This window comes from Streptomyces carpinensis, from assembly GCF_002154505.1.
Lineage (GTDB): Bacteria > Actinomycetota > Actinomycetes > Streptomycetales > Streptomycetaceae > Streptomyces > Streptomyces carpinensis.
On the sequence record NZ_MUBM01000171.1, the window covers coordinates 228 to 25,282 of the forward strand.

Annotated in this window: 24 protein-coding genes; 11 read left to right on the plus strand and 13 right to left on the minus strand. The window is 72.3% G+C overall.

The window, feature by feature from the left end:
* From BZY54_RS22925 to BZY54_RS22935, 3 genes are all read right to left on the minus strand, one after another.
* Positions 1-1,091, minus strand: a 1,091-nt coding sequence (locus BZY54_RS22925; protein WP_244217291.1) for an L-aspartate oxidase, incomplete at its 3' end; no start/stop codon positions are given.
* The gene (gene panC / locus BZY54_RS22930) at positions 1,088-2,107 is read right to left on the minus strand and encodes a pantoate--beta-alanine ligase (protein ID WP_086727214.1); all 1,020 of its coding nucleotides are present in this window, start codon (positions 2,105-2,107) and stop codon (positions 1,088-1,090) included. The genes BZY54_RS22925 and panC, both read right to left, overlap by 4 nt.
* A gap of 128 nt (positions 2,108-2,235) precedes the next feature.
* On the minus strand, positions 2,236-3,228 hold the full coding sequence (locus tag BZY54_RS22935) for a Rossmann-like and DUF2520 domain-containing protein (protein WP_086727215.1): 993 nt from the start codon (positions 3,226-3,228) through the stop codon (positions 2,236-2,238).
* 173 nt (positions 3,229-3,401) lie between these two features.
* On the opposite strand from BZY54_RS22935, the gene BZY54_RS22940 reads away from it, so the two are divergent.
* A complete protein-coding gene (locus BZY54_RS22940) occupies positions 3,402-4,661 on the plus strand; it encodes a threonine aldolase family protein (protein WP_244217292.1) in 1,260 nt (419 codons plus the stop codon).
* Here the strand turns inward: BZY54_RS22940 and BZY54_RS22945 are convergent.
* Positions 4,658-4,879: a hypothetical protein gene (locus BZY54_RS22945; RefSeq protein ID WP_086727217.1), complete on the minus strand. Its 222-nt coding sequence runs from the start codon at positions 4,877-4,879 to the stop codon at positions 4,658-4,660. The two genes, BZY54_RS22940 and BZY54_RS22945, sit on opposite strands and share 4 nt — an antisense overlap.
* 150 nt (positions 4,880-5,029) lie before the next feature.
* On the opposite strand from BZY54_RS22945, the gene BZY54_RS22950 reads away from it, so the two are divergent.
* Positions 5,030-6,136 carry a DUF5937 family protein gene (locus BZY54_RS22950; protein WP_086727218.1) on the plus strand — a complete coding sequence of 369 codons (1,107 nt, stop codon included), beginning with the start codon at positions 5,030-5,032 and terminating at the stop codon, positions 6,134-6,136.
* A gap of 43 nt (positions 6,137-6,179) precedes the next feature.
* On the opposite strand, the gene BZY54_RS22955 is transcribed toward BZY54_RS22950, so the two are convergent.
* From BZY54_RS22955 to BZY54_RS22965, 3 genes are all read right to left on the minus strand, one after another.
* The gene (locus BZY54_RS22955; RefSeq protein WP_086727219.1) at positions 6,180-6,812 is read right to left on the minus strand and encodes an AAA family ATPase; all 633 of its coding nucleotides are present in this window, start codon (positions 6,810-6,812) and stop codon (positions 6,180-6,182) included.
* Positions 6,813-6,861: 49 nt separating this feature from the next.
* Complete coding sequence (locus BZY54_RS22960; protein WP_086727220.1) at positions 6,862-7,533, minus strand: response regulator; 672 nt, start codon at positions 7,531-7,533, stop codon at positions 6,862-6,864.
* A gap of 123 nt (positions 7,534-7,656) precedes the next feature.
* Entirely contained in the window at positions 7,657-8,862 is a 1,206-nt protein-coding gene (locus BZY54_RS22965; protein WP_086727221.1) for a sensor histidine kinase, read from the minus strand.
* 118 nt (positions 8,863-8,980) lie between these two features.
* Here BZY54_RS22965 and BZY54_RS22970 point away from each other — a divergent pair, with 118 nt between their 5' ends.
* Entirely contained in the window at positions 8,981-10,015 is a 1,035-nt protein-coding gene (locus tag BZY54_RS22970; RefSeq protein WP_086727222.1) for an SAM-dependent methyltransferase, read from the plus strand.
* Between the two features lie 15 nt (positions 10,016-10,030).
* On the opposite strand, the gene BZY54_RS22975 is transcribed toward BZY54_RS22970, so the two are convergent.
* Positions 10,031-11,182: an NADH-quinone oxidoreductase subunit D gene (locus BZY54_RS22975; RefSeq protein ID WP_086727223.1), complete on the minus strand. Its 1,152-nt coding sequence runs from the start codon at positions 11,180-11,182 to the stop codon at positions 10,031-10,033.
* A gap of 31 nt (positions 11,183-11,213) precedes the next feature.
* Here BZY54_RS22975 and BZY54_RS22980 point away from each other — a divergent pair, with 31 nt between their 5' ends.
* The gene (locus tag BZY54_RS22980) at positions 11,214-11,717 is read left to right on the plus strand and encodes a PH domain-containing protein (RefSeq protein WP_086727224.1); all 504 of its coding nucleotides are present in this window, start codon (positions 11,214-11,216) and stop codon (positions 11,715-11,717) included.
* A complete protein-coding gene (locus BZY54_RS22985) occupies positions 11,714-13,072 on the plus strand; it encodes a PH domain-containing protein (RefSeq protein ID WP_208640728.1) in 1,359 nt (452 codons plus the stop codon). The genes BZY54_RS22980 and BZY54_RS22985 overlap by 4 nt, the downstream gene beginning before the upstream one ends.
* Positions 13,073-13,187: 115 nt before the next feature.
* Here the strand turns inward: BZY54_RS22985 and BZY54_RS22990 are convergent, their stop codons facing one another.
* Both BZY54_RS22990 and BZY54_RS22995 read right to left on the minus strand, forming a co-directional pair.
* On the minus strand, positions 13,188-14,546 hold the full coding sequence (locus BZY54_RS22990; RefSeq protein WP_086727225.1) for a hypothetical protein: 1,359 nt from the start codon (positions 14,544-14,546) through the stop codon (positions 13,188-13,190).
* Between the two features lie 215 nt (positions 14,547-14,761).
* A complete protein-coding gene (locus BZY54_RS22995; protein WP_086727226.1) occupies positions 14,762-15,889 on the minus strand; it encodes an alpha/beta hydrolase in 1,128 nt (375 codons plus the stop codon).
* A gap of 227 nt (positions 15,890-16,116) precedes the next feature.
* Between BZY54_RS22995 and BZY54_RS23000 the strand changes: the two genes are divergently transcribed.
* From BZY54_RS23000 to BZY54_RS23025, 6 genes are all read left to right on the plus strand, one after another.
* Positions 16,117-17,928: a phosphatidylglycerol lysyltransferase domain-containing protein gene (locus tag BZY54_RS23000; protein WP_086727227.1), complete on the plus strand. Its 1,812-nt coding sequence runs from the start codon at positions 16,117-16,119 to the stop codon at positions 17,926-17,928.
* A gap of 241 nt (positions 17,929-18,169) precedes the next feature.
* Positions 18,170-19,099 (plus strand): dihydropteroate synthase, encoded by a 930-nt coding sequence (folP, locus tag BZY54_RS23005; RefSeq protein ID WP_086727228.1) that lies wholly within the window; start codon positions 18,170-18,172, stop codon positions 19,097-19,099.
* Positions 19,096-19,608 carry a nuclear transport factor 2 family protein gene (locus BZY54_RS23010; RefSeq protein ID WP_086727229.1) on the plus strand — a complete coding sequence of 171 codons (513 nt, stop codon included), beginning with the start codon at positions 19,096-19,098 and terminating at the stop codon, positions 19,606-19,608. The genes folP and BZY54_RS23010 overlap by 4 nt, the downstream gene beginning before the upstream one ends.
* A gap of 260 nt (positions 19,609-19,868) precedes the next feature.
* Entirely contained in the window at positions 19,869-20,228 is a 360-nt protein-coding gene (folB, locus tag BZY54_RS23015) for a dihydroneopterin aldolase (RefSeq protein WP_086727230.1), read from the plus strand.
* The gene (gene folK / locus BZY54_RS23020; protein WP_086727231.1) at positions 20,225-20,836 is read left to right on the plus strand and encodes a 2-amino-4-hydroxy-6-hydroxymethyldihydropteridine diphosphokinase; all 612 of its coding nucleotides are present in this window, start codon (positions 20,225-20,227) and stop codon (positions 20,834-20,836) included. Before folB ends, folK begins: the two co-directional genes overlap by 4 nt.
* Before the next feature lie 109 nt (positions 20,837-20,945).
* Positions 20,946-21,434, plus strand: a complete 489-nt coding sequence (locus BZY54_RS23025; protein WP_086727232.1) for a DUF3180 domain-containing protein — start codon at positions 20,946-20,948, stop codon at positions 21,432-21,434.
* A 25-nt stretch (positions 21,435-21,459) separates the two neighbouring features.
* Here BZY54_RS23025 and folE read toward each other — a convergent pair whose 3' ends face one another.
* The 3 genes from folE to hpt form a co-directional block, all read right to left on the minus strand.
* On the minus strand, positions 21,460-22,065 hold the full coding sequence (gene folE, locus BZY54_RS23030; RefSeq protein WP_086727233.1) for a GTP cyclohydrolase I FolE: 606 nt from the start codon (positions 22,063-22,065) through the stop codon (positions 21,460-21,462).
* A gap of 129 nt (positions 22,066-22,194) precedes the next feature.
* Positions 22,195-24,234, minus strand: a complete 2,040-nt coding sequence (gene ftsH, locus BZY54_RS23035) for an ATP-dependent zinc metalloprotease FtsH (RefSeq protein WP_086727234.1) — start codon at positions 24,232-24,234, stop codon at positions 22,195-22,197.
* A 185-nt stretch (positions 24,235-24,419) separates the two neighbouring features.
* The gene (hpt, locus tag BZY54_RS23040; RefSeq protein WP_030177349.1) at positions 24,420-24,980 is read right to left on the minus strand and encodes a hypoxanthine phosphoribosyltransferase; all 561 of its coding nucleotides are present in this window, start codon (positions 24,978-24,980) and stop codon (positions 24,420-24,422) included.
* Between the last annotated feature and the right edge of the window lie 75 nt (positions 24,981-25,055).

The window sequence follows — 25,055 nt, forward strand, 5'->3', positions numbered from 1 at the left end:
ACGCCTCCGGAGGCGTAGTGGGCGGCCGGAGCGATCGGGATGGGGTCGGTGACCGGGTCGATGCCGTTGGCACGGCAGGCGGCGAGGATGGTCGGGAAGCGGTGCTCCCACATGTCGGCGCCGAAGTGCCGGGCGTCGAGGAACATGTGCTCGGCGTCCCGCTCCTGCATGCGGCGCATGATGCCCTTGGCGACGATGTCCCGGGGCGCGAGTTCGGCGAGTTCGTGCTGTCCGACCATGAAGCGCACGCCGTCGGCGTCGACCAGGTGGGCACCCTCGCCGCGCACGGCCTCCGAGACGAGGGGCTGCTGGCCCTCGGCGTCGGGTCCGAGGAAGAGCACGGTCGGGTGGAACTGCACGAACTCCAGGTCGGAGACCTCCGCGCCCGCTCGCAGGGCGAGGGCGACGCCGTCACCGGTGGACACGGACGGGTTCGTGGTCGCGGAGAAGACCTGGCCCATGCCTCCGGTGGCGAGGACCACGGCGGGTGCGTGGACGGCGCCCACACCGTCGTGCTGGCCCTCGCCCATGACGTGCAGGGTCACGCCCGCGGTACGGCCGTCGGCGTCCGTGAGCAGGTCCAGGACGAGCGCGTTCTCGATGGTGCGCAGGCCGCGCGCGCGTACGGCCTCCACGAGCGCCCGGGAGATCTCGGCGCCGGTCGCGTCGCCGCCCGCGTGGGCGATGCGGCGGCGGTGGTGGCCGCCCTCCCGGGTGAGCGCCAGTCCTCCTTCGGAGGACTCGTCGAAGTGGGCGCCGGTGTCGATGAGCCGCCGTACGGCGTCGGGGCCCTCGGTGACGAGGATCCGTACGGCCTCCTCGTCGCACAGGCCGGCGCCGGCCACCAGGGTGTCGTCCAGGTGCTGTTCGGGGGTGTCGCCCTCGCCGAGGGCCGCGGCGATGCCTCCCTGGGCCCAGCGGGTGGAGCCGTCGTCGAGGCGGGCCTTGGTGACGACGACCGTGTTCAGGCCGGCGGCCTCGCAGCGCAGGGCGGCGGTGAGGCCGGCGACGCCGGAGCCGACGACCACGACGTCCGCGGCGATGGACCACCCGGGCGCGGGCGCGTGCAGTCGTATGCCTGTGCTGGTCACGAGGCGGCTCCGAGGGTTCCGAGGGTTTCGTGGGTCCCGAAGGTGAGAGGCAGGTTGTCGATCAGCCGGGTCGACCCGACCCGGGCGGCGACGGCGAGGACGGCCTCGCCGGTGAAGTCGTCGCCGATCTCGGTGAAGTCCGACGGGTCGACCAGGGCCAGGTAGTCGAGTTTCAGCGGCGGGTCGAGGCGGGCGGCTTCGTCCAGGACCAGCCGGGCGGCCGCGCGCACGGCGGCGGCCGCACCGGGGGACGCCTTGGCGACGGCGGCGGCGTCGGCGGCCGCGCGGGACTCCCCCAGCGCGCTCAGGGCCTCGGCACGCGCGCGCGTGGAGGGCACTTCGCGGGCTCGCGCGCGCAGCGCCTCCTGGGCGGCGTGCCGGTCGCAGCCGGCGAACAGGGCCCGGGAGAGGGCGAGAGCGGTGCGCCGCTCCTGCGGGGACAGGTAGCGGTTGCGGCTGGACAGGGCCAGACCGTCGTCCTCGCGCACGGTCGGTACCGCGACGATGTCCACGCCGAAGTTCAGGTCGCGCACCATGCGCCGGATCAGGGCGAGCTGCTGGGCGTCCTTCTGGCCGTACAGGGCCACGTCGGGGCGGGTGAGGTGCAGCAGCTTGGCGACGACGGTGAGCATGCCGTCGAAGTGGCCGGGCCGCGAGGCGCCCTCCAGGCGTTCGCCCATGGGGCCGGCGGTGATGCGGACCTGGGGCTCGCCGCCCGGGTAGACCTCCTCCACGGACGGCGCGAACACGGCGTCGGCGCCCGCCTGCTCGGCGATCTTGACGTCCGCCTCCAAGGTGCGCGGATAGCGGTCCAGGTCCTCGCCCGCGCCGAACTGCAGCGGGTTGACGAAGACGGTGACGACGACCTCACCGTCGCCGCCGGCGATCTGCCGGGCGGCGCGGATCAGGGTGGCGTGGCCCTCGTGCAGGGCTCCCATGGTCATCACGACGGCACGGCGGCCGTGACGCACGCGTGCGTGCAGCTCGTCGGCGGTGCGCAGCAGGGCTGTGGTCATCGGGCGTCCTCCGTTCCCGGGCGCCGGAGTCACCGGGCGACCCTCCTCCGCGTTCACCGGTGCCACCCGGTTCGTCGAGTGCCCCGTGCCTGCGGGTTCCACCCGGCTCGTCGCGTTCCCCGCGCGGGTCATCGGACGTCCCCTTCGCCGTCGTCGGGCCGGTCCGGGCCGTCCGGATCGTCGGAGCCGTGTGTGCCGCCGGTGGCCCCCGTGCCGGCCGCTCCGTCGGCGAGGACGCCCAGCAGGTCCTCGGCCAGTTCCGGCTTCAGCAGGCCGTGGGCGAGTGCGCGGTCGGCGGTGGCGCGTGCCATCGCCAGGTAGCCGGCGACGGTCTGAGGTGCGTGGCGGCGCAGCTCGGCCACATGGGCGGCGACCGTGCCCGCGTCCCCGCGCGCGACGGGGCCGGTGAGGGCCGCGTCGCCGGAGCGCAGGGCGTTGTCCAGGGCGGCGCCGAGCAGCGGGCCGAGCATCCGGTCGGGCGCCTCGACGCCGACCTCGCGCAGCAGCTCCATGGACTGGGCGACCAGTGTCACCAGGTGGTTGGCCCCGAGCGCGAGTGCCGCGTGGTACAGCGGCCGCATCTCCTCGGCGATCCACTCCGGTTCGCCGCCCATCTCGATGACCAGGGCCTCGGCGGCCAGCCGCAGCTCCTCGGGAGCGGTGACGCCGAAGGAGCAGCCGGCCAGCCGCTGCACGTCCACGGGTGTGCCGGTGAAGGTCATCGCCGGGTGCAGCGCCAGCGGCAGCGCGCCCGCGCGCAGGGCTGGGTCCAGCACCTTCGCGCCGTACCGCCCTGAGGTGTGCGCGAGCAGCTGCCCGGGCCGTACGGCGCCGGTCTCGGCGAGACCCGCGACGAGTCCGGGCAGGGTGTCGTCGGGGACGGTCAGGAGCACCAGCTCGGCCCGCTGCAGCACCTCGGCGGGCGGCAGCAGGGGCACACCGGGGAGCATCAGCTCGGCGCGGCGCCGGGAGGCGTCGGAGACCCCGGAGACGGCCACGGGGCGGTGCCCGGCGAGCTGGAGGGACGCGGCGAGCGCGGGGCCCACCCGGCCGGCGCCGACGACGCCGACGGCGAGCCGCGCGGGGCGGTCCCTGGGGTCTGGCTGTTGGCTTGTACTCACGCGACGGCGGCCTTCCCGTTCCAGTCCGCTCCGGGTACCGGACGATTTCTCGTCATGTTAACGCTATCCGTCCGTGAGGCGTTCGGTCGTCCACAGGCTGTGGGCTTCACCACGGCCGCCGGTACGGGAAATCGGGGTGCCCGTCCCGGCCGCCGCACGGGATGATCCGGAGCATGAGCGATACGGCGGAACAGGCGGAGCAGGACGTGCGGAAGGAGCCGGACCTGCTTGAGGAGCTGGAGGGACAGGACGTGCGGCAGCAGGACCGGGGCACGGACGAGGAGCGGCGCAAGCGGCTCCGTGAGCGGCGCATGAGCGCCTACCGGAGCGCGGAGCGTGTGCTCGCGCGCCCCGGATCCCTCGGCACGCTCCGGGAGCGGCTGTCGCTGCTGGAGCGCGCGGAGGACCTGTACGACCTCGACGAGGCGTCCGACATGTACGGCAACGGCATCGTCGAGGCCCTGGAGAGGAAGATCGCGGGGCTGCTCGGCACTGAGGCGGCGGCCTTCTTCCCGACCGGCACGATGGCCCAGCAGGTCGCGCTGCGCTGCTGGGCGGGCCGCACCGGCAACCCGGCCGTCGCGCTGCACGCCCTCTCCCACCCCGAGGTGCACGAACGGCACGCCCTCAGCCAGGTCAGCGGCCTGCGCCCGGTAGGGGTGACGAGAGAGCCCCGGCTGCCGACCGCCGAGGAGATACGGGGCCTCGACGAGCCCTTCGGGACGCTGATGCTCGAACTGCCCCTCAGGGACGCCGGATTCGTCCTGCCCTCCTGGGAGGAGCTGACCGCGGTGGTCGAAGCGGCGCGCGAACGCGACGCGGTGGTGCACTTCGACGGCGCGCGCCTGTGGGAGTCCACCGTGCACTTCGGACGCACGCTCACGGAGATCGCGGATCTCGCCGACAGCGTGTACGTGTCCTTCTACAAGTCCCTCGACGGCTACGGCGGCGCGGCGCTCGCCGGTCCGAAGGAGCTGGTTGAGGAGGCCAAGACCTGGCGGCACCGGTACGGCGGCATGGTGTTCCAGCAGTTCCCGACCGCCCTGTCGGTGCTGGCCGGTCTCGAACAGGAGCTGCCCCGCCTGCCCGAGTACGTACGGCACGCGCGCGTGGTGGCCGCCGCGCTCCGCGAGGGGTTCGCGGCGGCCGGGCTGCCCTGGGCGCGCGTGCACCCGCAGGTGCCGCACACCCATGACTTCCAGCTGTGGCTGCCGTACGACGCGGACGTGCTCGCCGAGGCGGCGGTACGCCAGGGGGAGCAGACCCGGAACATGCTGTTCTCCCGTCCCTGGGAGCGCGGCGGGCCGGGACTGGCCGTCACCGAGGTCAGCGTGCGCGCCGCGGGCCTGGAGTGGACGAAGGAGGACGTGAAGACCGCGGTCGCGGACTTCGTCGGACGGCTGGAGCCCGTCGGCCAGAGAGGCCCTGCCTAGGGTCGGGGCCCGTGCGGTCGGCGCCGGTGCAGCCACCGGGCCAGGGCCGGCCGCAGCCGCCCGCGCACCGGGCGGCCGGCGACCACCGCGCGGAAGCGCCGGTACTCGCGCAGCTCGCGCACGGCCTGCCAGTCGTTCAGGCCGGGCGCGGGCGGAAAGGGCTCGCCGTGCTGCCGGGCTCGGTAGGTGTCGAGGAGGTACTGCTGGGTGATGCTCATGGCTGTGCCGCCTTCTCGGGACGTGTGGGATCGGGCTCCGCGGCTGCCCCGGAGGCCCCAGGTTGCGCCGGTGGCCGGGCGAAGTCCCGTCGATTGACGGCCGTCGTCAATCGGGGCCGCGTTGTCGGTGGCGGCGTGCACCATGGGGGCATGAGCGTGCGCATCGACATCGCGGGGCTGCGGCCGGAGGGGATCGCCGTCGTTCCCTCTCCCCTGGCCGAGCTCGGCATGGCGCTGCACGCGCTGTCCGAGCCGGGGCACCACCCGGGCCTGCAGGGCTGGGCCACGGGGGTGACCGCCCGGCTCGACTCGCACTTGGCGGACCGCATGTGCGAGGCCGACTTCCTGTGGCGGACGACGTTCTCCGACCTGTTCATGCCGGTCGCGGGCGTCCCCGGCGGGAACGCGCTGCCGGGCCAGACCCTCGCCGAGGACCTGGACCTGCTCGACAAGCTGTCCGACGAGCAGTTCGTGGACGCGGCCCTGGAGTTCACCTGCGCCCTGCCCTACAGCGCTCCTGGCCCCGGCCCGCTCGCCGACGCCGCGCTGCGCCGCCGCGCCCTGGAGCTGGCCGCCGCGCGCGGGCCGGCGCAGGTGCGGTTCAGCGAGCGGCTGCTGAGTGACCCGCCCCGGATCCGGGCCTGGCTGCGCCAGTTCCTCCAGGACTGCGACGAGGCCTTCTTCGCGGAGACCTGGTCCCGGCTGCGCCACCAGCTCGCGGCGGACGCCCGCCACAAGACGGAGCTGCTGCGCCACAAGGGCCTGGCCGAGGCGCTCTCCGCGGTCTCGCCGGCGGTGGCACTGGACGAGGCGGCAGGCCGGATCACGGTCGACAAGCTCGGCGAGGGCCGTACGGCCACGGCGGACGGTGGCCTGCTGCTCATCCCGACCAGCCTGGGCTGGCCCCATCTGATGGTCCTGCACCGTCACGGCTGGCAGCCGGTGCTGCACTACCCGGTCGGTTCTCCGGAGCTCGCCGCCCCGCCCTCGGTGGAACAGCTGACCCTGCGGATGGCCGCGCTCTCCCACCCGGTGCGGATGCGGCTGTGCCGCAGCCTGGCCCGCAGCGCGTTCACCACCAGCGAGCTGACCCAGGTGCACGGCATGACCGCGCCCGAGATATCGCGGCACCTGGGCGTCCTGAAGAAGGCGGGCCTGGTCACCACCCGGCGCCGGGGCCGGTATGTCTACCACCAGCTGGACGTGGCCATGGTGGCCCGGCTGGGCAGCGACTTCCTGGAAGGGATACTCCGCTAGCCCCGCCGTCGGCCGGCCTCGCCGCCGGTCGAATGGTCCCCCGTCAGTCGAACCGGATGTGGCGGATGCTCACACCCGCCTGCCGCAGCCGGGTACGCACCCGGCCCTCCCGGTTGGGCCGCAGTGTCAGCCCGGCCAGCACCGCGATCCGGTCCGCGGTCCTCGACACGGTCGCGTGGTCCGTCCACAGGTGCTCGGCGAACTCCGGCTGGCGCAGCCGCTCGAGGCAGTGGTCGAGCTGCCGGACGGCCCAGCTCTCCCTGCGCGGCCCGGCGTTCTTCCCGGCCACGAACTGAAGGAGGTGCCCCGGACCGCGTTCGCGCAGCCGTCTCAGGACGGTCTCGCGCTCCGCGAGGAGGGTGAAGTGCCGTACGTCATGCCCCAGTTCGCGCAGCCGCCCGACGGTCTCGGCGAAGTAGCCGGAGTCGGTGACGGTCATGGGGACGATCACCACGCCGTCGTGCTTGGTCAGGGCCAGGTCGAGCACCTCGACCACGCCCTGCCGCCAGGACGCCAGGTCCTGGAAGTCGCCGCGCAGCCCGGGCGGCAACATGCGGCGCAGACCGAAGCCGGCGTGCTCGGGGTCGCAGATGACGCTGCCCGGAAGGCGGCGCTGGATCTCGTGTGCGGTCTGTGTCTTGCCGCCCCCGAAGGGGCCGTTGATCCACAGGAGCATGCGCAGACCTTACCGACGGCCGGCGTCCGCGGCAGCCGGGTCCCTTCCCTCAGCCGTGCCCGCCGGCCCGGACGAGGCCCGTCTCGTAGGCGAGGACCACCACCTGCACCCGGTCCCGCAGGCCCAGCTTGGTCAGGATGCGGCCCACGTGGGTCTTCACGGTCGCCTCGGAGAGCACCAGCCGGGCGGCGATCTCGCCGTTCGACAGGCCCTGCGCGACCAGCACCATGACCTCGCGTTCGCGCTCGGTGAGCCGCTGGAGCTCCTTGTGCTGGGGCTCCTTGCCGCCGGTGGGCAGCATCGGCGCGAACCGGTCGAGCAGACGGCGCGTGGTGGAGGGGGCGACGACGGCGTCGCCGCTGTGCACGGCACGGATCGCGGCGAGCAGATCGCCGGGCGGCACGTCCTTGAGCATGAACCCCGAGGCGCCCGCCTTCAGCCCCGAGAAGGCGTACTCGTCGAGGTCGAAGGTGGTCAGGATCAGCACCTTCGGCGGGTCCGGCTCCGAGCAGACGCGGCGGGTGGTCTCCACGCCGTCCAGCTTCGGCATGCGCACGTCCATCAGCACCACGTCGACCGCGGTCGCCCGCAGCACCTGAAGGGCCTCGACACCGTCGCCCGCCTCGGCGACGACCTCCATGTCCGGCTGGGCGGCGAGCACCATCCGGAATCCGGTGCGCAGCAGCACCTGGTCGTCGACGAGCATCACGCGGATCGTCATCGGGGTCCTCTTCCGTCTTTGGTTTCTGGTCGGCGAGTCGGGGTGTTCCGGTCGGCGGGTCAGGGGGCGTGACCGGTGTCGCAGTGGGGCGCGACAGGCGTCAACCGGGGCGTGCGCAGGACGTCAGTGCGCTGGTTTGAGCGGCAGCAGGGCACTGATGCGGAAGCCTCCACCAGGGCGCGGGCCCGCGTCCAGGGTGCCGCCGACCATGCCCACGCGTTCGCGCATGCCGATCAGTCCGTGGCCCTGCCCGTCGGCGCCGCCGTCCTCGTACAGCTCGTGCGGGGCGCCCTGGCCGTCGTCCTCGATGAGCAGGCCCAGGCCGTCGTCGAAGTAGACCAGGCGCACGCTCGCGCCCGCGTTCGGCCCTCCGTGCTTGCGGGTGTTGGTCAGGGCCTCCTGCACGATGCGGTACGCGGTCAGCTCGACGCCGCTGGGCAGCGGACGCGGGGTGCCCTCGATCCGGAAGTCGACGGGCAGTCCCGAACTCCGGCACTGCTCGACCAGCTCCTTGATCTGCTCGACGTCGGGTTGCGGCACGTACTCGCCGCCCTCCTGGTGCTCGCCGGTCCGCAGCACGCCGAGCAGGCGCCGCATCTCGGCGAGGGCCTGGCGGCCGGTGGAGGAGATGGTCTCCAGGGCCTTCTTGGCCTGGTCGGGCGCCGCGTCGAGGACGTAGGCGGCACCGTCGGCCTGCACCACCATCACCGACACGTTGTGCGCCACCACGTCGTGCAGCTCGCGCGCGATCCGGGCGCGCTCGGCGGCCACCGCGACCTTGGCCTGCGCCTCGCGCTCCTTCTCCAGGCGGGCGGCGCGCTCCTCCAGCTGCGCGAAGTAGGCGCGGCGGGTGCGCATGGAGTCGCCGAGCACCCAGGCCAGCGCGAACGGCACCGTCTGGAAGATCGCCACCGCGACCTGCCCGAGGGCGCTCGAGTCCGGCTGCGGCCAGCGGATCTGCGCCAGCGTAGCCGCGCACATCCCGCCGACCAGCGCGAACCGGGAGGCCCAGCGGGCCCCGATCGCGGCGACCGTGCAGACGATCACCAGCATGGCGAAGTCGGCCGCCGTCGTCTCGATGTCCAGCACCAGCTGCGCCACGCCGGTCGCCGCCGCCAGCAGCACCATCTTCTCGGGCATCCGGCGGCGCAGCGCGACGACCACGCACAGCACGACGGACACGGCCAGCGCCGCGCCCATCGATCCGTGGTGGTCAGGCGCCCCGTTGACGCTCGATACGCTCACGCCGGAGATCCCGAGCAGGACGAGGGCCCAGAAGCCGTCGACCCACATCGGGTGCCTGCGGAGGAAGTCATAGAGGCGCTGCACGTAACCCAGAGTAGGGAAACGTGATGGGTGCAGGGGTCAACCGGAGGGCCGATCCGTAACCGGCCCTCGTACTCCCCAAGGTGGAGGCAGTGATCACTTGTGCGCCTAGTCTGGCGGGGTGACGGACGGGACAGCGGGCGACCGCGCGGCGGGCGGGGCGGACCAGACGGCGGGCGAATGGCGCGGCTGGCGGGTGGCGGCCGAGGAGGCCCTGTACGGGCCGGACGGCTTCTACCGGCGCCCCGAGGGACCGGCCGGGCACTTCCGTACGTCCGTACACGCCTCGCGGCTGTTCGCGGCGGCCGTGGCGCGGCTGCTGTGCCGGGTCGACGAGGTGCTGGGGCGCCCGGCGGAGCTCGGCTTCGTCGACATGGCGGCCGGGCGGGGCGAGCTGGCCGCGGGGGTGCTCGCGGAACTGCCCGCGGAGGCGGCCTCCCGCGCGCGTGTGTACGCCGTCGAGATCGCCGGCCGCCCGGCCGGGCTCGACGACCGGATCGAGTGGCTGAGCGAACCCCCGGAGGGGATCACCGGGCTGCTGTTCGCCAACGAGTGGCTGGACAACGTGCCGGTGGAGGTGGCCGAGGTGGACGCGGCGGGCGTGGCCCGGCACGTCCTCGTCCGGCGGGACGGCACCGAACGTCTCGGGGAGCCGGTGACGGGGGCGGAGGCCGCGTGGCTGGCACGCTGGTGGCCGCTGGCACCCGAGCCGGGCCTGCGCGCGGAGATCGGGCTGCCCAGGGACGCCGCCTGGGCCGCCGCGGTGTCCCGGGTGGAGCGTGGCCTCGCCGTCGCCGTCGACTACGCGCACCCGGTCGGGGCCCGACCGCCCTTCGGGACGCTCACCGGGTTCCGGGAGGGACGGGAGACGACGCCTGTGCCGGACGGGTCCTGCGACATCACGGCGCACGTCGCCCTGGACGCGTGCGCTGTCGCGCTCCCCGGCGCACGCCTGTGCACCCAGCGCGAGGCGCTGCGCGCCCTGGGGGTCACCGGCGCACGACCTCCACTCGCCCTCGCCTCCACGCACCCCTCGGACTACGTACGCGCCCTCGCGAGCGCCGGCGAGGCCGCCGAGCTCACCGCGGCGGGCGGCCTCGGAGACTTCGGCTGGCTGCTCCAGCCGGTCGGGATCACCGACCCGCTTTCCGGATGAGCGTCCCGGTCCGCCCTACTTGTCGATGTCCCCGACCACGAAGAACATCGACCCCAGGATCGCCACCATGTCCGCCACCAGCGTCCCCGGCAGCAGCTCGGTCAGGGCCTGGATGTTGTTGTACGAAGCGGAGCGCAGCTTCAGCCGGTACGGGGTCTTGTCACCCTTGCTGACCAGGTAGTAGCCGTTGATGCCGAGGGGGTTCTCGGTCCACGCGTACGTGTGCCCCTCGGGCGCCTTGAGGACCTTCGGCAGCCGCTGGTTGATCGGGCCGGGCGGCAGCTCGGCCAGCCGGTCCAGGCAGGCGTCGGCGAGGTCGAGCGCGTTGTGGGTCTGCTCCAGCAGGCACTCGAACCGGGCCAGGCAGTCGCCCTCCTGCCGGGTCACCACCTTGAGCGTGTCCTGCAGCTCCCCGTACGCGAGATACGGCTCGTCGCGGCGCAGGTCGAAGTCGACGCCCGAGGCGCGCGCGATCGGACCGCTCACACCGTAGGCGTGCACGGTCTGCGGCGAGAGCCCACCCACGCCCCGCGTGCGCCCCCGGAAGATCTCGTTGCCGAGCACCAGGTCGTCGAAGACGTCCATGCGCGAACGCACGGCGGCGACGGCGGCACGCGCGCGCGTGGACCACCCGGCCGGCAGGTCCTCCTTCAGCCCGCCGACCCGGTTGAACATGTAGTGCATCCGGCCGCCGGAGACCTCCTCCATGACGTTCTGGAGGACCTCCCGCTCGCGGAAGGCGTAGAAGACCGGTGTGATGCCGCCCAGCTCCAGCGGATAGGAGCCGAGGAACATCAGGTGGTTGAGCACCCGGTTCAGCTCCGCGAGGAGCGTGCGTGTCCACACCGCGCGCGCGGGGACCTCCATGCCGAGCATCCGCTCCACGGCCAGGACCACGCCCAGCTCGTTGGAGAACGCCGACAGCCAGTCGTGCCGGTTGGCGAGCATGATGATCTGGCGGTAGTCCCGCGCCTCGAACAGCTTCTCCGCACCGCGGTGCATGTAGCCGATCACCGGCTCCGCGCGCGTGATGCGCTCGCCGTCCAGCAGCAGCTTCAGCCGCAGCACGCCGTGCGTGGACGGGTGCTGCGGCCCGATGTTGAGCACCATGTCGGTGCTCTCCGCGGCGCCGCCGATCCCGACCATGGTCTCCGTCGTAGGAGTCATGGACACAGTCTCTCGTACGTACGCTTGCCGCATGGAGACGGGGAGCCTGGGCGACGAGCGGGCTGCGGAGGACGAGCCCGCGTGGACCGCACTGCCACCGGGGCTGCTGCGCATGCGCCGACTGCTGCTGGTGGTGTGGGCGGGCCTGGCCGCCGTGGCCGTGGGGGTGCTGCTCGGCGCCCTGGCCGGTCCCGCCTGGTCGGCGTTCGCGCTGCTGCCGCTGGGGCTGATGGCCTGGTGCTGGGTGCTGCTGGGCCGCAACTGGCGCTCCTGGCGCTACGCCGAGCGCGCCGACGACCTGTTGATCAGCCGGGGCGTGCTGTGGCGCGAGGAGACCGTCGTGCCGTACGGGCGGATGCAGCTGGTCGAGGTCACCTCGGGGCCCGTCGAGCGGCACTTCGGGCTGGCCACCGTACAGCTGCACACGGCGGCCGCCGCCACCGACGCGACCATCCCGGGCCTCGACCCGGCCGAGGCGGAACGGCTGCGCGACCGGCTCACCCGGCTCGGCGAGGCGCGATCGGCGGGGCTGTGACGGCGGCCGGGGGCGACGGGGCCGCCGGCGGTGACGCCGAGGCCCTGGGCAAGGACGATCCTGCCGTGACCGAGCGGCGGCTGCACCCCGTGACGCCGCTCAGGCGCGCGTGGGCGCCGGTCGCCGTGCTCGCCGGGTGGGCGGCGCACGACCCCAGCCAGACCCAGCAGCAGCTGACGAGACTGACGACGACCATGCTGCTGATCGGGCTCGCGGTGCTCCTGCCGGCGGCCGCCCTGTACGGCTTCCTGTCCTGGTGGTTCACGCACTTCGCGGTGACCGACACCGAACTGCGCATACGCACCGGCCTGTTGTTCCGCCGCACCGCGCACATCCGGCTGGAGCGCATCCAGGCCGTCGACGTCACCCGGCCGCTGCTCGCGCGGGTCGCGGGCGTGGCCAAGCTGAGGCTGGACGTCATAGGCACGGACAAGAAGGACGAACTCGCCTTCCTCGGCGAGGACGAGGCCCGCGCCCTGCGCGCCGAACTGCTCGCGCGCGCCGCCGGTTTCGCCCCCGAGACCGCGCACGAGGTCGGCGAGGCACCCGCGCGGCAGCTCGTCCGCGTACCCGCGCGCGTGATCGCGGCCTCTCTGCTGCTGATCGGCGCGACCTGGGGCTCGCTGGTCACCGCCCTCGTCGTACCACCGCTGGTGTGGCTGGGCACCCACAGCCTGTGGACGGTGCTGGCGGCGGCGTTGCCGCTGTTCGGCGGGGCCGTGACGAGCAGCGCGGGACGCTTCGTCGGCGCCTACGACTGGACGGTGAGCGAGTCGCCCGACGGGCTGCGCATCGACCGGGGCCTGCTCGACCGCACGCACGAGACGGTGCCGCCGGGGCGGGTGCAGACCGTGCGGATCGTGGAGCCGCTGCTGTGGCGGCGGCTCGGCTGGGTGCGGGTGGAGCTGGACGTGGCCGGGTCGTCGAACTCCGTGCTGCTGCCGGTCGCCCCGCGCGAGATCGCCGAGTCGGTGATCTCGCGGGTACTGCCGGGGGTGGCGGTGCCGGAGGTGTCCTCCCTGGCACGGCCTCCGCGGCGCGCCCGGTGGTGCACGCCGGTGTGGTGGCGCGGGCACGGGATCGCCGTCACCGACACGGTGTTCGCCGCCCGGCACGGGCTGCTGCGACGCCGGCTCGCGCTCGTCCCGCACGCCAAGGTGCAGAGCGTACGGCTCACGCAGGGGCCCTGGAAGCGGGCGTGGAGGGTCGCCGACGTGCACGTGGACACGGGCGCGAACAAGACCGTGACGGCACGGCTGCGGGACGCCGGGGAGGCGGCGCGGCTGCTCCGGGCGCAGGCGGAACGGTCACGGACCGGGCGGCGCGGGGCCCGGCCGGACCGGTGGATGGTCTGAGACCCGGCTCTCCGGGCAACGGCGAGCGTCTCGGCGGGCAGCGGTAAGGGGCGTGGCCCAGGTGCCACGCCCCTTGCATCGCCGCGTTGTTCGGTTCTCCGCGTACCGTCCTGCCTCAGGACGCCGCGGTGCGCAGACCCTGTACGTCGATCTGCTCCGTCTCGTCGTGGGCCGTCAGGTCGATGACCTGACCCACGCCATGGGCGTCGGGACCGGCCTGCTTGTACTGCGACTCGGACTCGGCCTTGTGCAGGGCGAGGGCCTCCTGGCCCACGACGTCGGCCAGATCCTCGTTCTGGACGGCCTCCAGGGCGGTGGTCGGCGCCCCCTTCTTCGCGCCGAAGAAGTCGAACCCGCCTTCGACCACCGGGCGTCGCGCGGGCGTGGCCGGTACGACGGCCACCGCGATCGGCACGGTGAAGTGGCCGGCGGGCTGCTGCGCGGGCCTGCCCGACGCGGGCACCACGGCCGATGCGGGCGCCGCGGGCGCCTGGACCGCCTCGGGCGTCGCCGTCGTCGTCTCGTCCGTCGTCGTTGTCCTGGCCGTCGTCGCCGTCTCCGCGGACTGCGGCGATGCGGGCGTCGTGGCCGGCCGGGCCGACTCGTCCGCCTCGCCCGACTCGGCGGTCACGCCCGGCCTGCGCTCGCCCGTCTCGGTCGTCGGGGTGGCGGCCGCGTGCTCGTGCGCGTCGGCCGCCTCCGGCTGCCCCTGCGGTTCGTCCTCCCGCGCGGGGCCCGCCCCGGCGTCGGCGGCCGTGTCGGCGGGGGCTTCCTTCGCAGGCTCGGCGGCCGCGTCCAACCGCGCCAGCGCGGTCATGGCCCGCAGAAAGAGTGCGGAACCCTCCGGGGAGAACACGGCGGGAGTCACGGCCGCCGGCTTCTCCTCCGCTGTTTTCACGGCCTCCGTGGCCTCGGCGCCGACGGCCTCGGTGTCCTTCGCCTCGGTGCCTTCGGGCTCGGGGGCGGTGGACGCGGCCTCCCGGTCGGCGGCGGCGGCCGGCAGCGCACGGGCACCGGGGCCGGCCTCCAGCTCCAGCAGGCGGCGGCCCTCCAGCGCGCTGGCGCGCTCGGTCTCCGCCGTGGCGTACCGGCGCAGCAGGGCCGCGTGCTCGTTGCGCAGCCCCGCCAGCTCAGTGCGCTTGGCCCGCAGCTTGCGCTCGAGGCGGACGCGGAGTTCGCGCGACTCCTCCAGGTCGGACTCGAGTTCGGCGACGCGTTCCTCGAAGCGCCACTCGTCGCTCGCCCGCGCGCGCGTGAGGTCGGCGACCTTGCGGCCGGCCTGTGCGTCCCAGCGGCGCATGACGATCGCACCGGTGACCGCGGTCAGCGCGGCGGCCGCGGCGAGGGGCCGCAGCACCGCCGGTGCCGTGAAAACCCAGGGACCCAGGGCGCAGACGAGGGAGACGCCGGCGATCGCCGAAGGAGGCAGCAGCCTGTGCAGGGGTGGGGAATGGCGGTGACGTCCACGTGGCATGGCCAGAAACTTACCGCGCGTAGGCGAATCGTGGTGGGCCGCCCCGCAAAAAGACGGCCATACCGAAACCTTCACGCCGCATCGGGACTTCCGGCCGACTACGCGGCCGAGTTCCGCCCCTGGATTCGCCGGGATCGCGGCCCATTTCCCACCCTTCTCCGCAGGCCGTCATCCGGCCTTCTCCCAGAGCCCGCACATCTGCTTTCAAGATCATTTCAGCGGTCGCTCAGCCGCCCGCTGAGCCACTGCAGCATGGCCGGGATCTCGCGCTTCCAGGTGTTGAAGTTGTGGCCGCCGCTGTCCAGGATGATCGAGGCGATACGGGTCTTGTTCGTCGCCTTGACGGCGTCTATGAACTTGAGCGTGGACCGGTAGTCACTCTCGCCGTGCCTGCTGCTCGTGACGAGCAGTGAAGTGTCCGGAGCACGAAGGTGCTTGATGCTCCACATCAGATCGGCGCGATTCTTCAGATTCTTGTTCCCGTGGAAGAGATCCCCGGTGGTCGGGTCGGTCGCCGCCTTGTAGTACGGCGACAGGCCCGCGCCCGCCGCGTACACGTCGGGATGGTGCATGGCGAGTTTCACGGCGCAGTAACCGCCCGTGGAATCACCGGCGATGCCCCAGCTGCCCGGCTTCTTTCCGACCCGGTAGTGAGCGAGGATCGCGTCGGGAAGATCCTTGGCGAAGAACGACTCGGTCTGCGGGCCGCCCGGGATGTCCACGCACTCCGTGTCGCGCGGCGGCGCCACGGTCGGCCGCAGCATCACCAGGATCATCGGCTGCATCCGCCCGTTCTTGGCCAGCTCCAGCGCCGTGCGCGGGTAGTTGAGCTTGCTGACGAGCGACTGGGCGATGCCGGGATAGCCGGTGAGGACGACGGTCGCGGGGAAGGTGCGGGTGCGGTACTGAGGCTGGAAGTACTCCGGCGGCAGGTATATGAACGCGGACGAGGCGATGTGGGTCGTGCGGCCCACGATGTCGACCTTCTGGATCTGGCCGGCCGCCTGCGGCCGGGATCCACCGGTCACGTTCATCTGCTGCATGCCGACCACCTGGATCGGGCCGCCGGTGCCGCCGTTCGCCGAGTGGTCGACGACGACACCCTGGTCGGTCTCCTGTCCGAACAGGTCCGCCCAGCTGGCGTAGAAGCCGAAGGCCTGGTTGGCGGCGAGGCCGACGCAGGCGAAGATCGCCGTCTGCGTGGCCAGCAGGATGCCGACGCGTCCGCTGACGGCCCGCCAGTCGCGGCGTGCCAGACGCGGCCACAGCCACACCGTGGCGACGAACAGCAGCACGGCCAGCGCGACCGCCAGTACCAGCACTTTTTTGCTCGTGAGACCCATGGGCTCTTTCCTGCCTGCACTTCCCGCCGGGGCCGCCGACGCATCCTTGGCGAAGGCTTGCCCCGGGCTTTCCCTGGCCTTTGACCCGGTTTTCCGGTGGGGAGTGAACCTCCCTCCCCCAGACACCGTCCTAGAGGGCGCAATGTCGCCGGATGCTCGGATCGGCACCGGATTCAAGGTCTCTCGCAGAACTACGGGATGCGATGTCTGTCAGGATAGATGGGGAAATGTCGGGCGAGGTTCCGAGTCGTTCGAGCCGGATGCACCGCATACTCCGCGGCCCGCGCCCCGAGGCCGTCCCCGCCCTCATCGGCAGGGCCTGCGCCGTCGTGGGCCTCCTGAACATTGCCGCGGGCGTGTTCCCGCGCTTCCGGCACAGCCGGATGCACGCCATCGCCGAGGTGCTGCCCGGCTCCTTCGGCCCGTTCGCCGCGGCCCTGTCCCTCAGCGCGGGTGTGCTGTTGCTGCTGCTCGCGCACGGGCTGAGGCGGCGCAAACGGCGGGCGTGGCGCGCCGCCGTGGCGCTGCTGCCGGCGGGCGCGGCGGCCCAGTTCGTCTACCGGCACTCGCTGGTGGGCGTGATCATCTCGCTCGCGCTGCTGGCGCCGCTGCTGGTCCACCGCAAGGAGTTCGCGGCCCTGCCGGACCCGCGCAGCCGGTGGCGGGCGCTCGCCAACTTCGTCCTCATGAGCGCCGGTTCGCTGGCGCTGGGCATGCTCATCGTGAGCGTCCACGGGCACCGCATGGTCGGGAACCCGAGCGTTGCCGACCGGTTGACCCATGTCGTCTACGGCCTGTTCGGTTTCGAGGGCCCGCTCGACTACCGGGGCAACACCTCCTGGACCGTCGCCTTCTCCCTCGGCGCCCTCGGCTGGATCACCGCGGCCACCACGATCTACCTGGCGTTCCGCCCCGAGCACCCGGCCGCGCGTCTGACCGAGGAGGACGAGAGCAGGCTGCGCGCCCTGCTGGCCAAGCACGGCGGCCGGGACTCCCTCGGCCACTTCGCGCTGCGCCGCGACAAGGCGGTCGTGTTCTCCCCCAGCGGCAAGGCGGCGGTGACGTACCGGGTCGTCTCCGGCGTGATGCTCGCCAGCGGTGACCCGATCGGCGACGTCGAGGCCTGGCCGGGCGCCATCGAGCGATTCATGGACGAGGCCAAGGCCCACTCCTGGACGCCCGCCGTGATGGGCTGCTCCGAGACCGGCGGCGAGGTGTGGACCCGGGAGACCGGCCTGGACGCCCTGGAACTGGGCGACGAGGCGGTGGTCGACGTCGCGGATTTCTCGCTCGCCGGACGCGCGATGCGCAACGTCCGCCAGATGGTCAAGCGCATCGAACGGGCCGGCTACGAAACGCGGGTGCGGCGCATCCGTGACCTCGGTGACGCCGAACTGGAGCGCATCCGGCGCGCCGCCGAGGACTGGCGCGGCACCGACACCGAGCGGGGCTTCTCCATGGCCCTCGGCCGCATCGGCGACCCCTCCGACGGCGACTGTCTCATAGCGACCGCACACAAGCAGGACGACGAGCCGGGTGAGTACGGCGACCTGAAGGCGATCCTGCACTTCGTCCCCTGGGGCGAGGACGGCGTCTCGCTGGACCTGATGCGCCGGGACCGCTCGGCCGACCCCGGCATGAACGAGCTGCTCATCGTGGCGGCGCTCCAGGCCGCCCCGAAGCTCGGCATCACCCGTATCTCGCTGAACTTCGCGATGTTCCGCTCCGCGCTGGCGCGCGGCGAGAAGATCGGCGCGGGTCCGGTGCTGCGTGCCTGGCGCGGGCTGCTCGTGTTCCTCTCGCGCTGGTTCCAGATCGAGTCGCTGTACAAGTTCAACGCCAAGTTCCAGCCCCGCTGGGAGCCGAGGTTCGTCGTCTACCGCGCCTCCGCCGACCTGCCCCGCATCGGTTTCGCCGCCATGCAGGCGGAGGGCTTCGTCAACCTCGCCCTGCCGGTGCCGCGCTTCCTGCGCCGGCGCCGGACCGCCCAGCGCCCCTGCGCCCACGCGGTCGCGGAGCGCGACATGCGCGCGGCCTGACCCCGAACAGGCCCGGGAGACCCCTGCCCCTCCAGCCCAGGCGGTTCTCTCGGGCCCCCGGCCCGGCGCTCGGCGCGCAGCCGTCCCTCCCCCGGGAGCGGACGAGCGGACCCTCGTGCGCGCCGGGCGTCGCGGGCGCCCCTCTGCCCCCACCCCTGCGGCCGGCGACCTCGCCGCGGGGCCAGGGGGCGCCGGTCGGGCTGCGGACGTTGCGGAAGCGTCCTGGGCCTACGCTGAACGTATGAGCAACCAGTTCGGGCGCGGCCGAGTGGCGGGCCTTCCGGCATGGGACCGCTGTGCGGTCATGGGGGTCGTGAACGTGACCCCCGACTCCTTCTCCGACGGCGGCCGCTGGTTCGACACGACCATCGCCGTCAAGCACGGGCTCGACCTTGTCGCACAGGGCGCCGACCTGGTCGACGTCGGTGGCGAGTCCACCCGCCCCGGCGCCACCCGTGTCGACGAGGACGAGGAGCTCCGGCGGGTCATCCCGGTCGTGCGCGCACTGGCCGCCGAGGGCGTCACGATCTCCGTCGACACCATGCGCGCCCGTGTCGCCGAGCAGGCGCTCGCGGCCGGCGCCGCCCTCGTGAACGACGTCAGCGGCGGCCTGGCCGACCCCGCCATGATCCCCGTGGTGGCCGACGCGGGCGCTCCGTTCGTCGTCATGCACTGGCGCGGCTTCCTTCAGGGCGGCAATGTGCAGGGCGTGTACGCGGACGTCGTCACCGAGGTCGTCGACGAGCTGCACGCGCGCGTGGAGGCCGTTCTGGACGGCGGCATCGCCCCCGACCGCATCGTGCTCGACCCCGGACTCGGCTTCTCCAAAGAGGCCGGACACGACCTGGAGCTCCTGGCCCACCTCGACCGTCTGCTGGGCCTCGGCCACCCCGTGCTGGTCGCCGCCTCCCGCAAGCGGTTCCTCGGCCGGGTGCTGGCCGGCCCCGAGGGCGCGCCCCCGCCCGCGCGGGAGCGCGACGCCGCCACCGCCGCAGTCTCCGCGCTCGCGGCGCACGCCGGCGCGTGGGCGGTGCGTGTCCACGAGGTGCGCGCGACCGCGGACGCGGTGCGGGTCGCGCACGCCGTGGAACAGGCGCGCGGCCACGGAAACGCCCCGGCCGGTGACAGGGGAGCCCGGACTCCCTGCCGCTCGTCCGAAGGAGCCCGGTGAGCGCCCCCCACACCGACGTCGAGCAGGTCGAGGCCGCCAACACCGCCTTCTACGAGGCACTGGAGCAGGGCGACTTCGAGGAGCTGTCCTCGCTCTGGCTCACCCCGTCCGACCTGGGCGTCGACGAGGAGTACCACGACCCGGCCGACTCCGGGGTGGTCTCCTGCGTGCACCCCGGCTGGCCGGTTCTCACCGGCCGGGGCGAGGTCCTGCGCTCCTACGCGCTGATCATGGCGAACACCGACTACATCCAGTTTTTCCTCACCGACGTGCACGTCTCGGTCACCGGTGACACCGCCCTGGTGACCTGCACCGAGAACATCCTCAGCGGTGGCCCCGCCCCCGACGACGACGGCGAGCTCGGCCCGCTGGTCGGCCAGCTCGTCGTCGCCACCAATGTGTTCCGGCGCACACCGCTCGGCTGGAAGCTCTGGTCCCACCACGCCTCGCCTGTTCTGGCCGAAAACGACGAGGAGGACGGGACCTCGGACGACGACACACCCGCCTGAGTGGGTAGGGGACCCGGGAAGGAACGCCCGCGGGCGCCGGAAGTGGCGGGAATCACGGGCGCGGCGCCACGGGCGGCCCCCGAACCGTGAGCAGCCGGGTTCTCCAGGGGAAACGCAAGGTGAAACATCCCCGTCCCGGCCCGCGGCTCCGCGCACGAGGCCCGGCGCTGTCAGTGTTCGCAGGTAGATTCGTTGACACCGGTGTGCCGCCCGCACGCGGCAGGAACCGGCCGTCACCGACGATTGCAGGAGTGATTCGCGTGGATCGTGTCGCGCTGCGCGGCCTGAAGGCTCGCGGGCACCACGGTGTCTTCCCCAAGGAGCGCGAGGAGGGCCAGACCTTCCTGGTGGACCTCGTCCTGGGCGTGGACGTCCGGCAGGCCGCGGCCGACGACGACCTGGCGAAGACCGTGCACTACGGCATCGTGGCCGAGGAGGTCGTCGCCGTGGTGGAGGGCGAGCCGGTGAACCTCATCGAGACGCTCGCCGAGCGCATCGCCCAGGTGTGCCTGAAGCACGAGGGAGTCCAGGAGGTCGAGGTCTGCGTCCACAAGCCGGACGCGCCGATCACGGTCCCCTTCGACGACGTGACCGTCACCATCACCCGGAGCCGAGTATGACCGCACCATTCGCCCAGGGTCCCGTCGACCCGACCGTCCAGCCGGTGCCCGCCTCCGTCGTCGAGAAGGTCGACGCCGCCGACACCACCCTCCAGAACCCGAAACGGGCCGTGATCTCCCTCGGCTCCAACCTCGGCAACCGCCTGGAGACCCTCCAGGGCGCCATCGACGCCCTGGAGGACACCCCCGGCGTGCGCATCAAGGCGGTCTCCCCCGTCTACGAGACGGAGCCGTGGGGCGTCGAGCCCGGCACCCAGCCGTCGTACTTCAACGCGGTGGTGGTCCTGAAGACGACGCTGCCGCCGTCCTCCCTCCTGGAGCGCGCCCACGCCATCGAGGAGGCCTTCAGCCGGGTCCGGGACGAGCGCTGGGGACCGCGCACCATCGACGTCGACATCGTCGCCTACGCCGATGTCGTCTCCGACGACCCGCGTCTCACGCTCCCTCACCCGCGCGCCCACCAACGCGCCTTCGTCCTCGCCCCGTGGCACGACGTGGAACCCGAGGCCCAGCTGCCGGGCGTCGGCCCCGTGGCCGGCCTGCTGACCGGTGTCACCCGCGCGGGTGTGGAACCGCGAGCGGACCTGGAACTCCGGCTGCCCGAGTAGTCGTTAAGGTCGAGAAAGATCCAGACGACGTAGGCACGACCGGACCCGCGAGCGGGCCGGGACGAGCCGCTCATGCCCGACCACGGTCCGGGGGAGCTGAAGGGACACCGTGAAAGAGCTGCACATCAGGGTGCTGATCGGCGTGTTCGTCGTCGCCGGGGTGCTGTCCTGGGCGGCCGCCCGCCTGTGGAACGGGGTGGGGACACTGCCCAGCGTCCCGCTGGCCGCCCCCATCGTCCTCGCCCTGATCGCCGTGGTCCTGCTGTCCACGGCGCTCTCGCTGCGCGCCCGGCTCAAGGCCCAGCGCGAACGCCGCCCCGGTGCCAAGGGCGTCGACCCGCTGATGGCCGCCCGCGCGGTGGTCTTCGGCCAGGCGAGCGCCCTGGTCGCCGCCCTCGTCGCCGGCATGTACGGCGGCACGGGCGTCTTCCTTCTGGAGCTCCTCGACATCCCCGCCCGCCGCGACCAGGCCATCTACGCCGGCTTCTCGGTCGTGGCGGGCATCGCGGTGATAGTGGCGGCCCTGTTTCTGGAACGCGTCTGCAGACTCCCCGAGGACGACGACCAGAACCACTCGGGGGCAGAGCCGGTGGCCTGAGCCCACCGGCCGCGTCCTGGCCGCGTCAGTGCGCCATGATGAGGCTCATCGCCTCGTTCCGCGTCGCCGCGTCCCGCAGCTGACCGCGCACCGCCGAGGTGATGGTCTTGGCTCCGGGCTTGCGGATGCCCCGCATCGACATGCACATGTGCTCGCACTCCACCACGACGATCACGCCCCGCGGCTCCAGGATCTCCATCAGCGAGTCGGCGATCTGCGTGGTCAGCCGTTCCTGCACCTGCGGGCGGCGGGCGTAGACGTCCACGAGCCGGGCCAGCTTGGACAGACCGGTGATCTTCCCGCTGGTGGACGGGATGTAGCCGACGTGAGCGACCCCCCGGAACGGGACGAGATGATGCTCACAGGTCGAGTACACCTCGATGTCCTTCACGAGCACCATCTCGTCGTGGCCGAGGTCGAACGTCGTCGTCAGGACGTCCTCGGGCTGCTGCCACAGCCCCGCGAATATCTCCTTGTACGCCCGCGCCACCCGCGCCGGTGTGTCGCGCAGGCCCTCGCGGTCCGGGTCCTCGCCGACCGCGATGAGGAGTTCGCGTACGGCGTTCTCGGCACGCTTCTCGTCGAACTCGCCGATGGTGCTCTCGCCGTCCAGCGCCACGGGGTCGGTCATGTGAAGCCTCGTTCCTGTGTGTCTCAACCTGCGGACATGCGAAATGCCGCGCCCCCAGGCTAGAACCTGGGGGACGCGGCATACATTCCGGGGCCGCGCGGGACCGGTGAGGTCCCGCAGGGCTCTCCGTCAGTTGTCCGGACGCTCCTCCGGGGTCTGCTCCGTCGCCGGGGCGGGCTCCGTGGCGGTGGACTTCACCGTGCTGATCGCCGCCGCCGCGCCGTTCGCCCCGTTGGTCAGGGCGAGCTCCTTCGGGGAGAGCACCGGCGGACGGGTGGACGGGGTACGGCGGGAGGAGCCGGTCCAGGCGGGCCGCGGCGGGCGCTTGACGATCGGCGCGAAGATCTCGGCGATCTCCTCCTTGCCCAGGGTCTCCTTCTCCAGGAGGGCCAGGACGAGGTTGTCGAGGACGTCGCGGTTCTCGACCAGGATCTCCCAGGCCTCGTTGTGCGCGTTCTCGATGAGCTTCTTGACTTCCTCGTCCACCAGCGCGGCGACCTCTTCCGAGTAGTCACGCTGGTGAGCCATCTCACGTCCGAGGAACGGCTCGGTGTTGTCGCCGCCGAACTTGATGGCGCCGAGACGCTCGGTCATGCCGTACTGCGTGACCATGGCCCGGGCCGTGGTCGTGGCCTTCTCGATGTCGTTGGCCGCGCCCGTGGTCGGGTCGTGGAAGACCAGCTCCTCGGCCGCGCGGCCGCCCAGCATGTAGGCCAGCTGGTCCAGCATCTCGTTGCGCGTGGTCGAGTACTTGTCCTCGTCCGGGAGCACCATCGTGTAGCCGAGGGCCCGGCCGCGGGACAGGATCGTGATCTTGTGGACCGGGTCGGAGTTCGGCGAGGCCGCCGCGACCAGGGCGTGACCGCCCTCGTGGTACGCGGTGATCTTCTTCTCCTTGTCCGACATGATCCGGGTCCGCTTCTGCGGGCCGGCGACCACGCGGTCGATCGCCTCGTCCAGCATCTTGTTGTCGATCAGCTTCTGGTCGCTGCGGGCCGTGAGCAGCGCGGCCTCGTTCAGGACGTTGGACAGATCGGCGCCGGTGAAGCCGGGGGTGCGGCGGGCGACGGCGGACAGGTCCACGTCGTGCGCGACCGGCTTGCCCTTCTGGTGGACCTTGAGGATCTCCAGGCGGCCCTGCATGTCCGGGCGGTCGACGGCGATCTGGCGGTCGAAGCGGCCGGGACGCAGGAGGGCCGGGTCGAGGATGTCGGGACGGTTCGTGGCGGCGATGAGGATCACACCGCCCTTGACGTCGAAGCCGTCCATCTCGACGAGCAGCTGGTTCAGTGTCTGCTCGCGCTCGTCGTGACCGCCGCCGAGGCCGGCACCGCGGTGGCGGCCGACGGCGTCGATCTCGTCGACGAAGACGATCGCCGGGGCGTTCGCCTTGGCCTGCTCGAACAGGTCACGGACCCGGGAGGCACCGACACCGACGAACATCTCGACGAAGTCGGAACCGGAGATCGAGTAGAAGGGGACCCCAGCCTCGCCGGCCACCGCGCGCGCCAGCAGGGTCTTGCCGGTGCCGGGCGGGCCGTAGAGCAGGACGCCCTTGGGGATCTTGGCCCCGACGGCCTGGAACTTGGCCGGCTCCTGGAGGAACTCCTTGATCTCGTGGAGCTCCTCGACGGCCTCGTCGGCACCCGCGACGTCCGCGAAGGTCGTCTTGGGGGTGTCCTTGGTGATGAGCTTGGCCTTGGACTTGCCGAAGTTCATGACCCGGGAGCCGCCGCCCTGCATCTGGTTCATCAGGAACAGGAAGACGACCACGATGAGGACGAAGGGGAGCAGCGAGAGCAGGACGCCGACGAACGGGTTCTGCTTGGACGGCGAGACCGTGTAGCCGTCCGGGATCTGCTTGTGCTGGTACTTGTCCTGCAGCGTGTTGGCGATGTTGACGCCCTGGTCGCCGATGTAGCTCGCCTGGATCTTCGAGCTGCCGGAGACCTTCTGGCCGTCCTTGAGCTCGACCTTGATGGTCTGCTCGTCGCCGGTGGTCAGCTTGGCCTGCTGGACCCGGTTGTCATTGATCGCGGCTACGACCTGGCCTGTGTCCACCGTCTTGTAGCCGCCGGACGAGCCGACGACCTGCATCAACACGACCACGGCAAGGACGGCCAGCACGATCCACATGACCGGCCCACGGAAGTATCGCTTCACGTCCATCCATACGGAGCGGTGCCGCCCCGTCCCTCCTGCCATAGTGAGTTTGATAAGACAGTTCTTCTGACGGTACCCCAGCATGGTGGCTCGAAGCCGCACAGGAGAGCTGGCGTACCCGTCTGCATGCTCCAACGCCTCCGGTGCCCCGGGGGTTCCCGATCACCGTACGGCGCCGCGGACCGCGGGGGTCAGCCGCCGTAGACGTGGGGGGCGAGCGTACCGACGAACGGCAGGTTGCGGTACTTCTCGGCGTAGTCCAGCCCGTAGCCGACGACGAACTCGTTGGGGATGTCGAAGCCGACCCACTCCACGTCGATGGCGACCTTGGCGGCGTCCGGCTTGCGCAGCAGCGTGCACACCTTGAGGGACGCGGGCTCGCGGGAGCCGAGGTTGTTGATCAGCCAGGACAGGGTCAGGCCGGAGTCGATGATGTCCTCGACGATCAGGACGTGCTTGCCCTTGATGTCGGTGTCGAGGTCCTTGAGGATCCGCACCACGCCGGAGGACTGGGTGCCCGCGCCGTAGGAGGACACGGCCATCCAGTCCATGGTGACGGGGGTCGACAGGGCCCGGGCCAGGTCGGCCATGACCATGACCGCGCCCTTGAGGACGCCGACGATCAGCAGGTCCTTGTCCGCGTACTCCGCGTCGATCTTCGCGGCCAGCTCGGCCAGCTTGGCGTCGATCTCTTCCTTGGTGATGAGTACCTGCTGGAGGTCGGCACCCATGTCTTTCGCGTCCACCCGCATCACTTTCGGTCGGTCGTCCCACCGGCTGCTCCGGTCTCCCCCGAGAGGGAGGCCGGCGCCTTCCCGAGGGGGAAG

Coding starts and splice junctions, on each gene's coding strand:
- panC (WP_086727214.1), bottom strand. CDS start 2,107: ATGACCACAGCCCTGCTGCGCACCGCCGACGAGCTGCACGCACGCGTG.
- BZY54_RS22940 (WP_244217292.1), top strand. CDS start 3,402: ATGAGCGATACGGCGGAACAGGCGGAGCAGGACGTGCGGAAGGAGCCG.
- BZY54_RS22945 (WP_086727217.1), bottom strand. CDS start 4,879: ATGAGCATCACCCAGCAGTACCTCCTCGACACCTACCGAGCCCGGCAG.
- BZY54_RS22950 (WP_086727218.1), top strand. CDS start 5,030: ATGAGCGTGCGCATCGACATCGCGGGGCTGCGGCCGGAGGGGATCGCC.
- BZY54_RS22955 (WP_086727219.1), bottom strand. CDS start 6,812: ATGCTCCTGTGGATCAACGGCCCCTTCGGGGGCGGCAAGACACAGACC.
- BZY54_RS22960 (WP_086727220.1), bottom strand. CDS start 7,533: ATGACGATCCGCGTGATGCTCGTCGACGACCAGGTGCTGCTGCGCACC.
- BZY54_RS22975 (WP_086727223.1), bottom strand. CDS start 11,182: ATGACTCCTACGACGGAGACCATGGTCGGGATCGGCGGCGCCGCGGAG.
- BZY54_RS22980 (WP_086727224.1), top strand. CDS start 11,214: ATGGAGACGGGGAGCCTGGGCGACGAGCGGGCTGCGGAGGACGAGCCC.
- BZY54_RS22990 (WP_086727225.1), bottom strand. CDS start 14,546: ATGCCACGTGGACGTCACCGCCATTCCCCACCCCTGCACAGGCTGCTG.
- BZY54_RS22995 (WP_086727226.1), bottom strand. CDS start 15,889: ATGGGTCTCACGAGCAAAAAAGTGCTGGTACTGGCGGTCGCGCTGGCC.
- BZY54_RS23000 (WP_086727227.1), top strand. CDS start 16,117: ATGTCGGGCGAGGTTCCGAGTCGTTCGAGCCGGATGCACCGCATACTC.
- folP (WP_086727228.1), top strand. CDS start 18,170: ATGAGCAACCAGTTCGGGCGCGGCCGAGTGGCGGGCCTTCCGGCATGG.
- folK (WP_086727231.1), top strand. CDS start 20,225: ATGACCGCACCATTCGCCCAGGGTCCCGTCGACCCGACCGTCCAGCCG.
- folE (WP_086727233.1), bottom strand. CDS start 22,065: ATGACCGACCCCGTGGCGCTGGACGGCGAGAGCACCATCGGCGAGTTC.
- ftsH (WP_086727234.1), bottom strand. CDS start 24,234: ATGGACGTGAAGCGATACTTCCGTGGGCCGGTCATGTGGATCGTGCTG.
- hpt (WP_030177349.1), bottom strand. CDS start 24,980: ATGCGGGTGGACGCGAAAGACATGGGTGCCGACCTCCAGCAGGTACTC.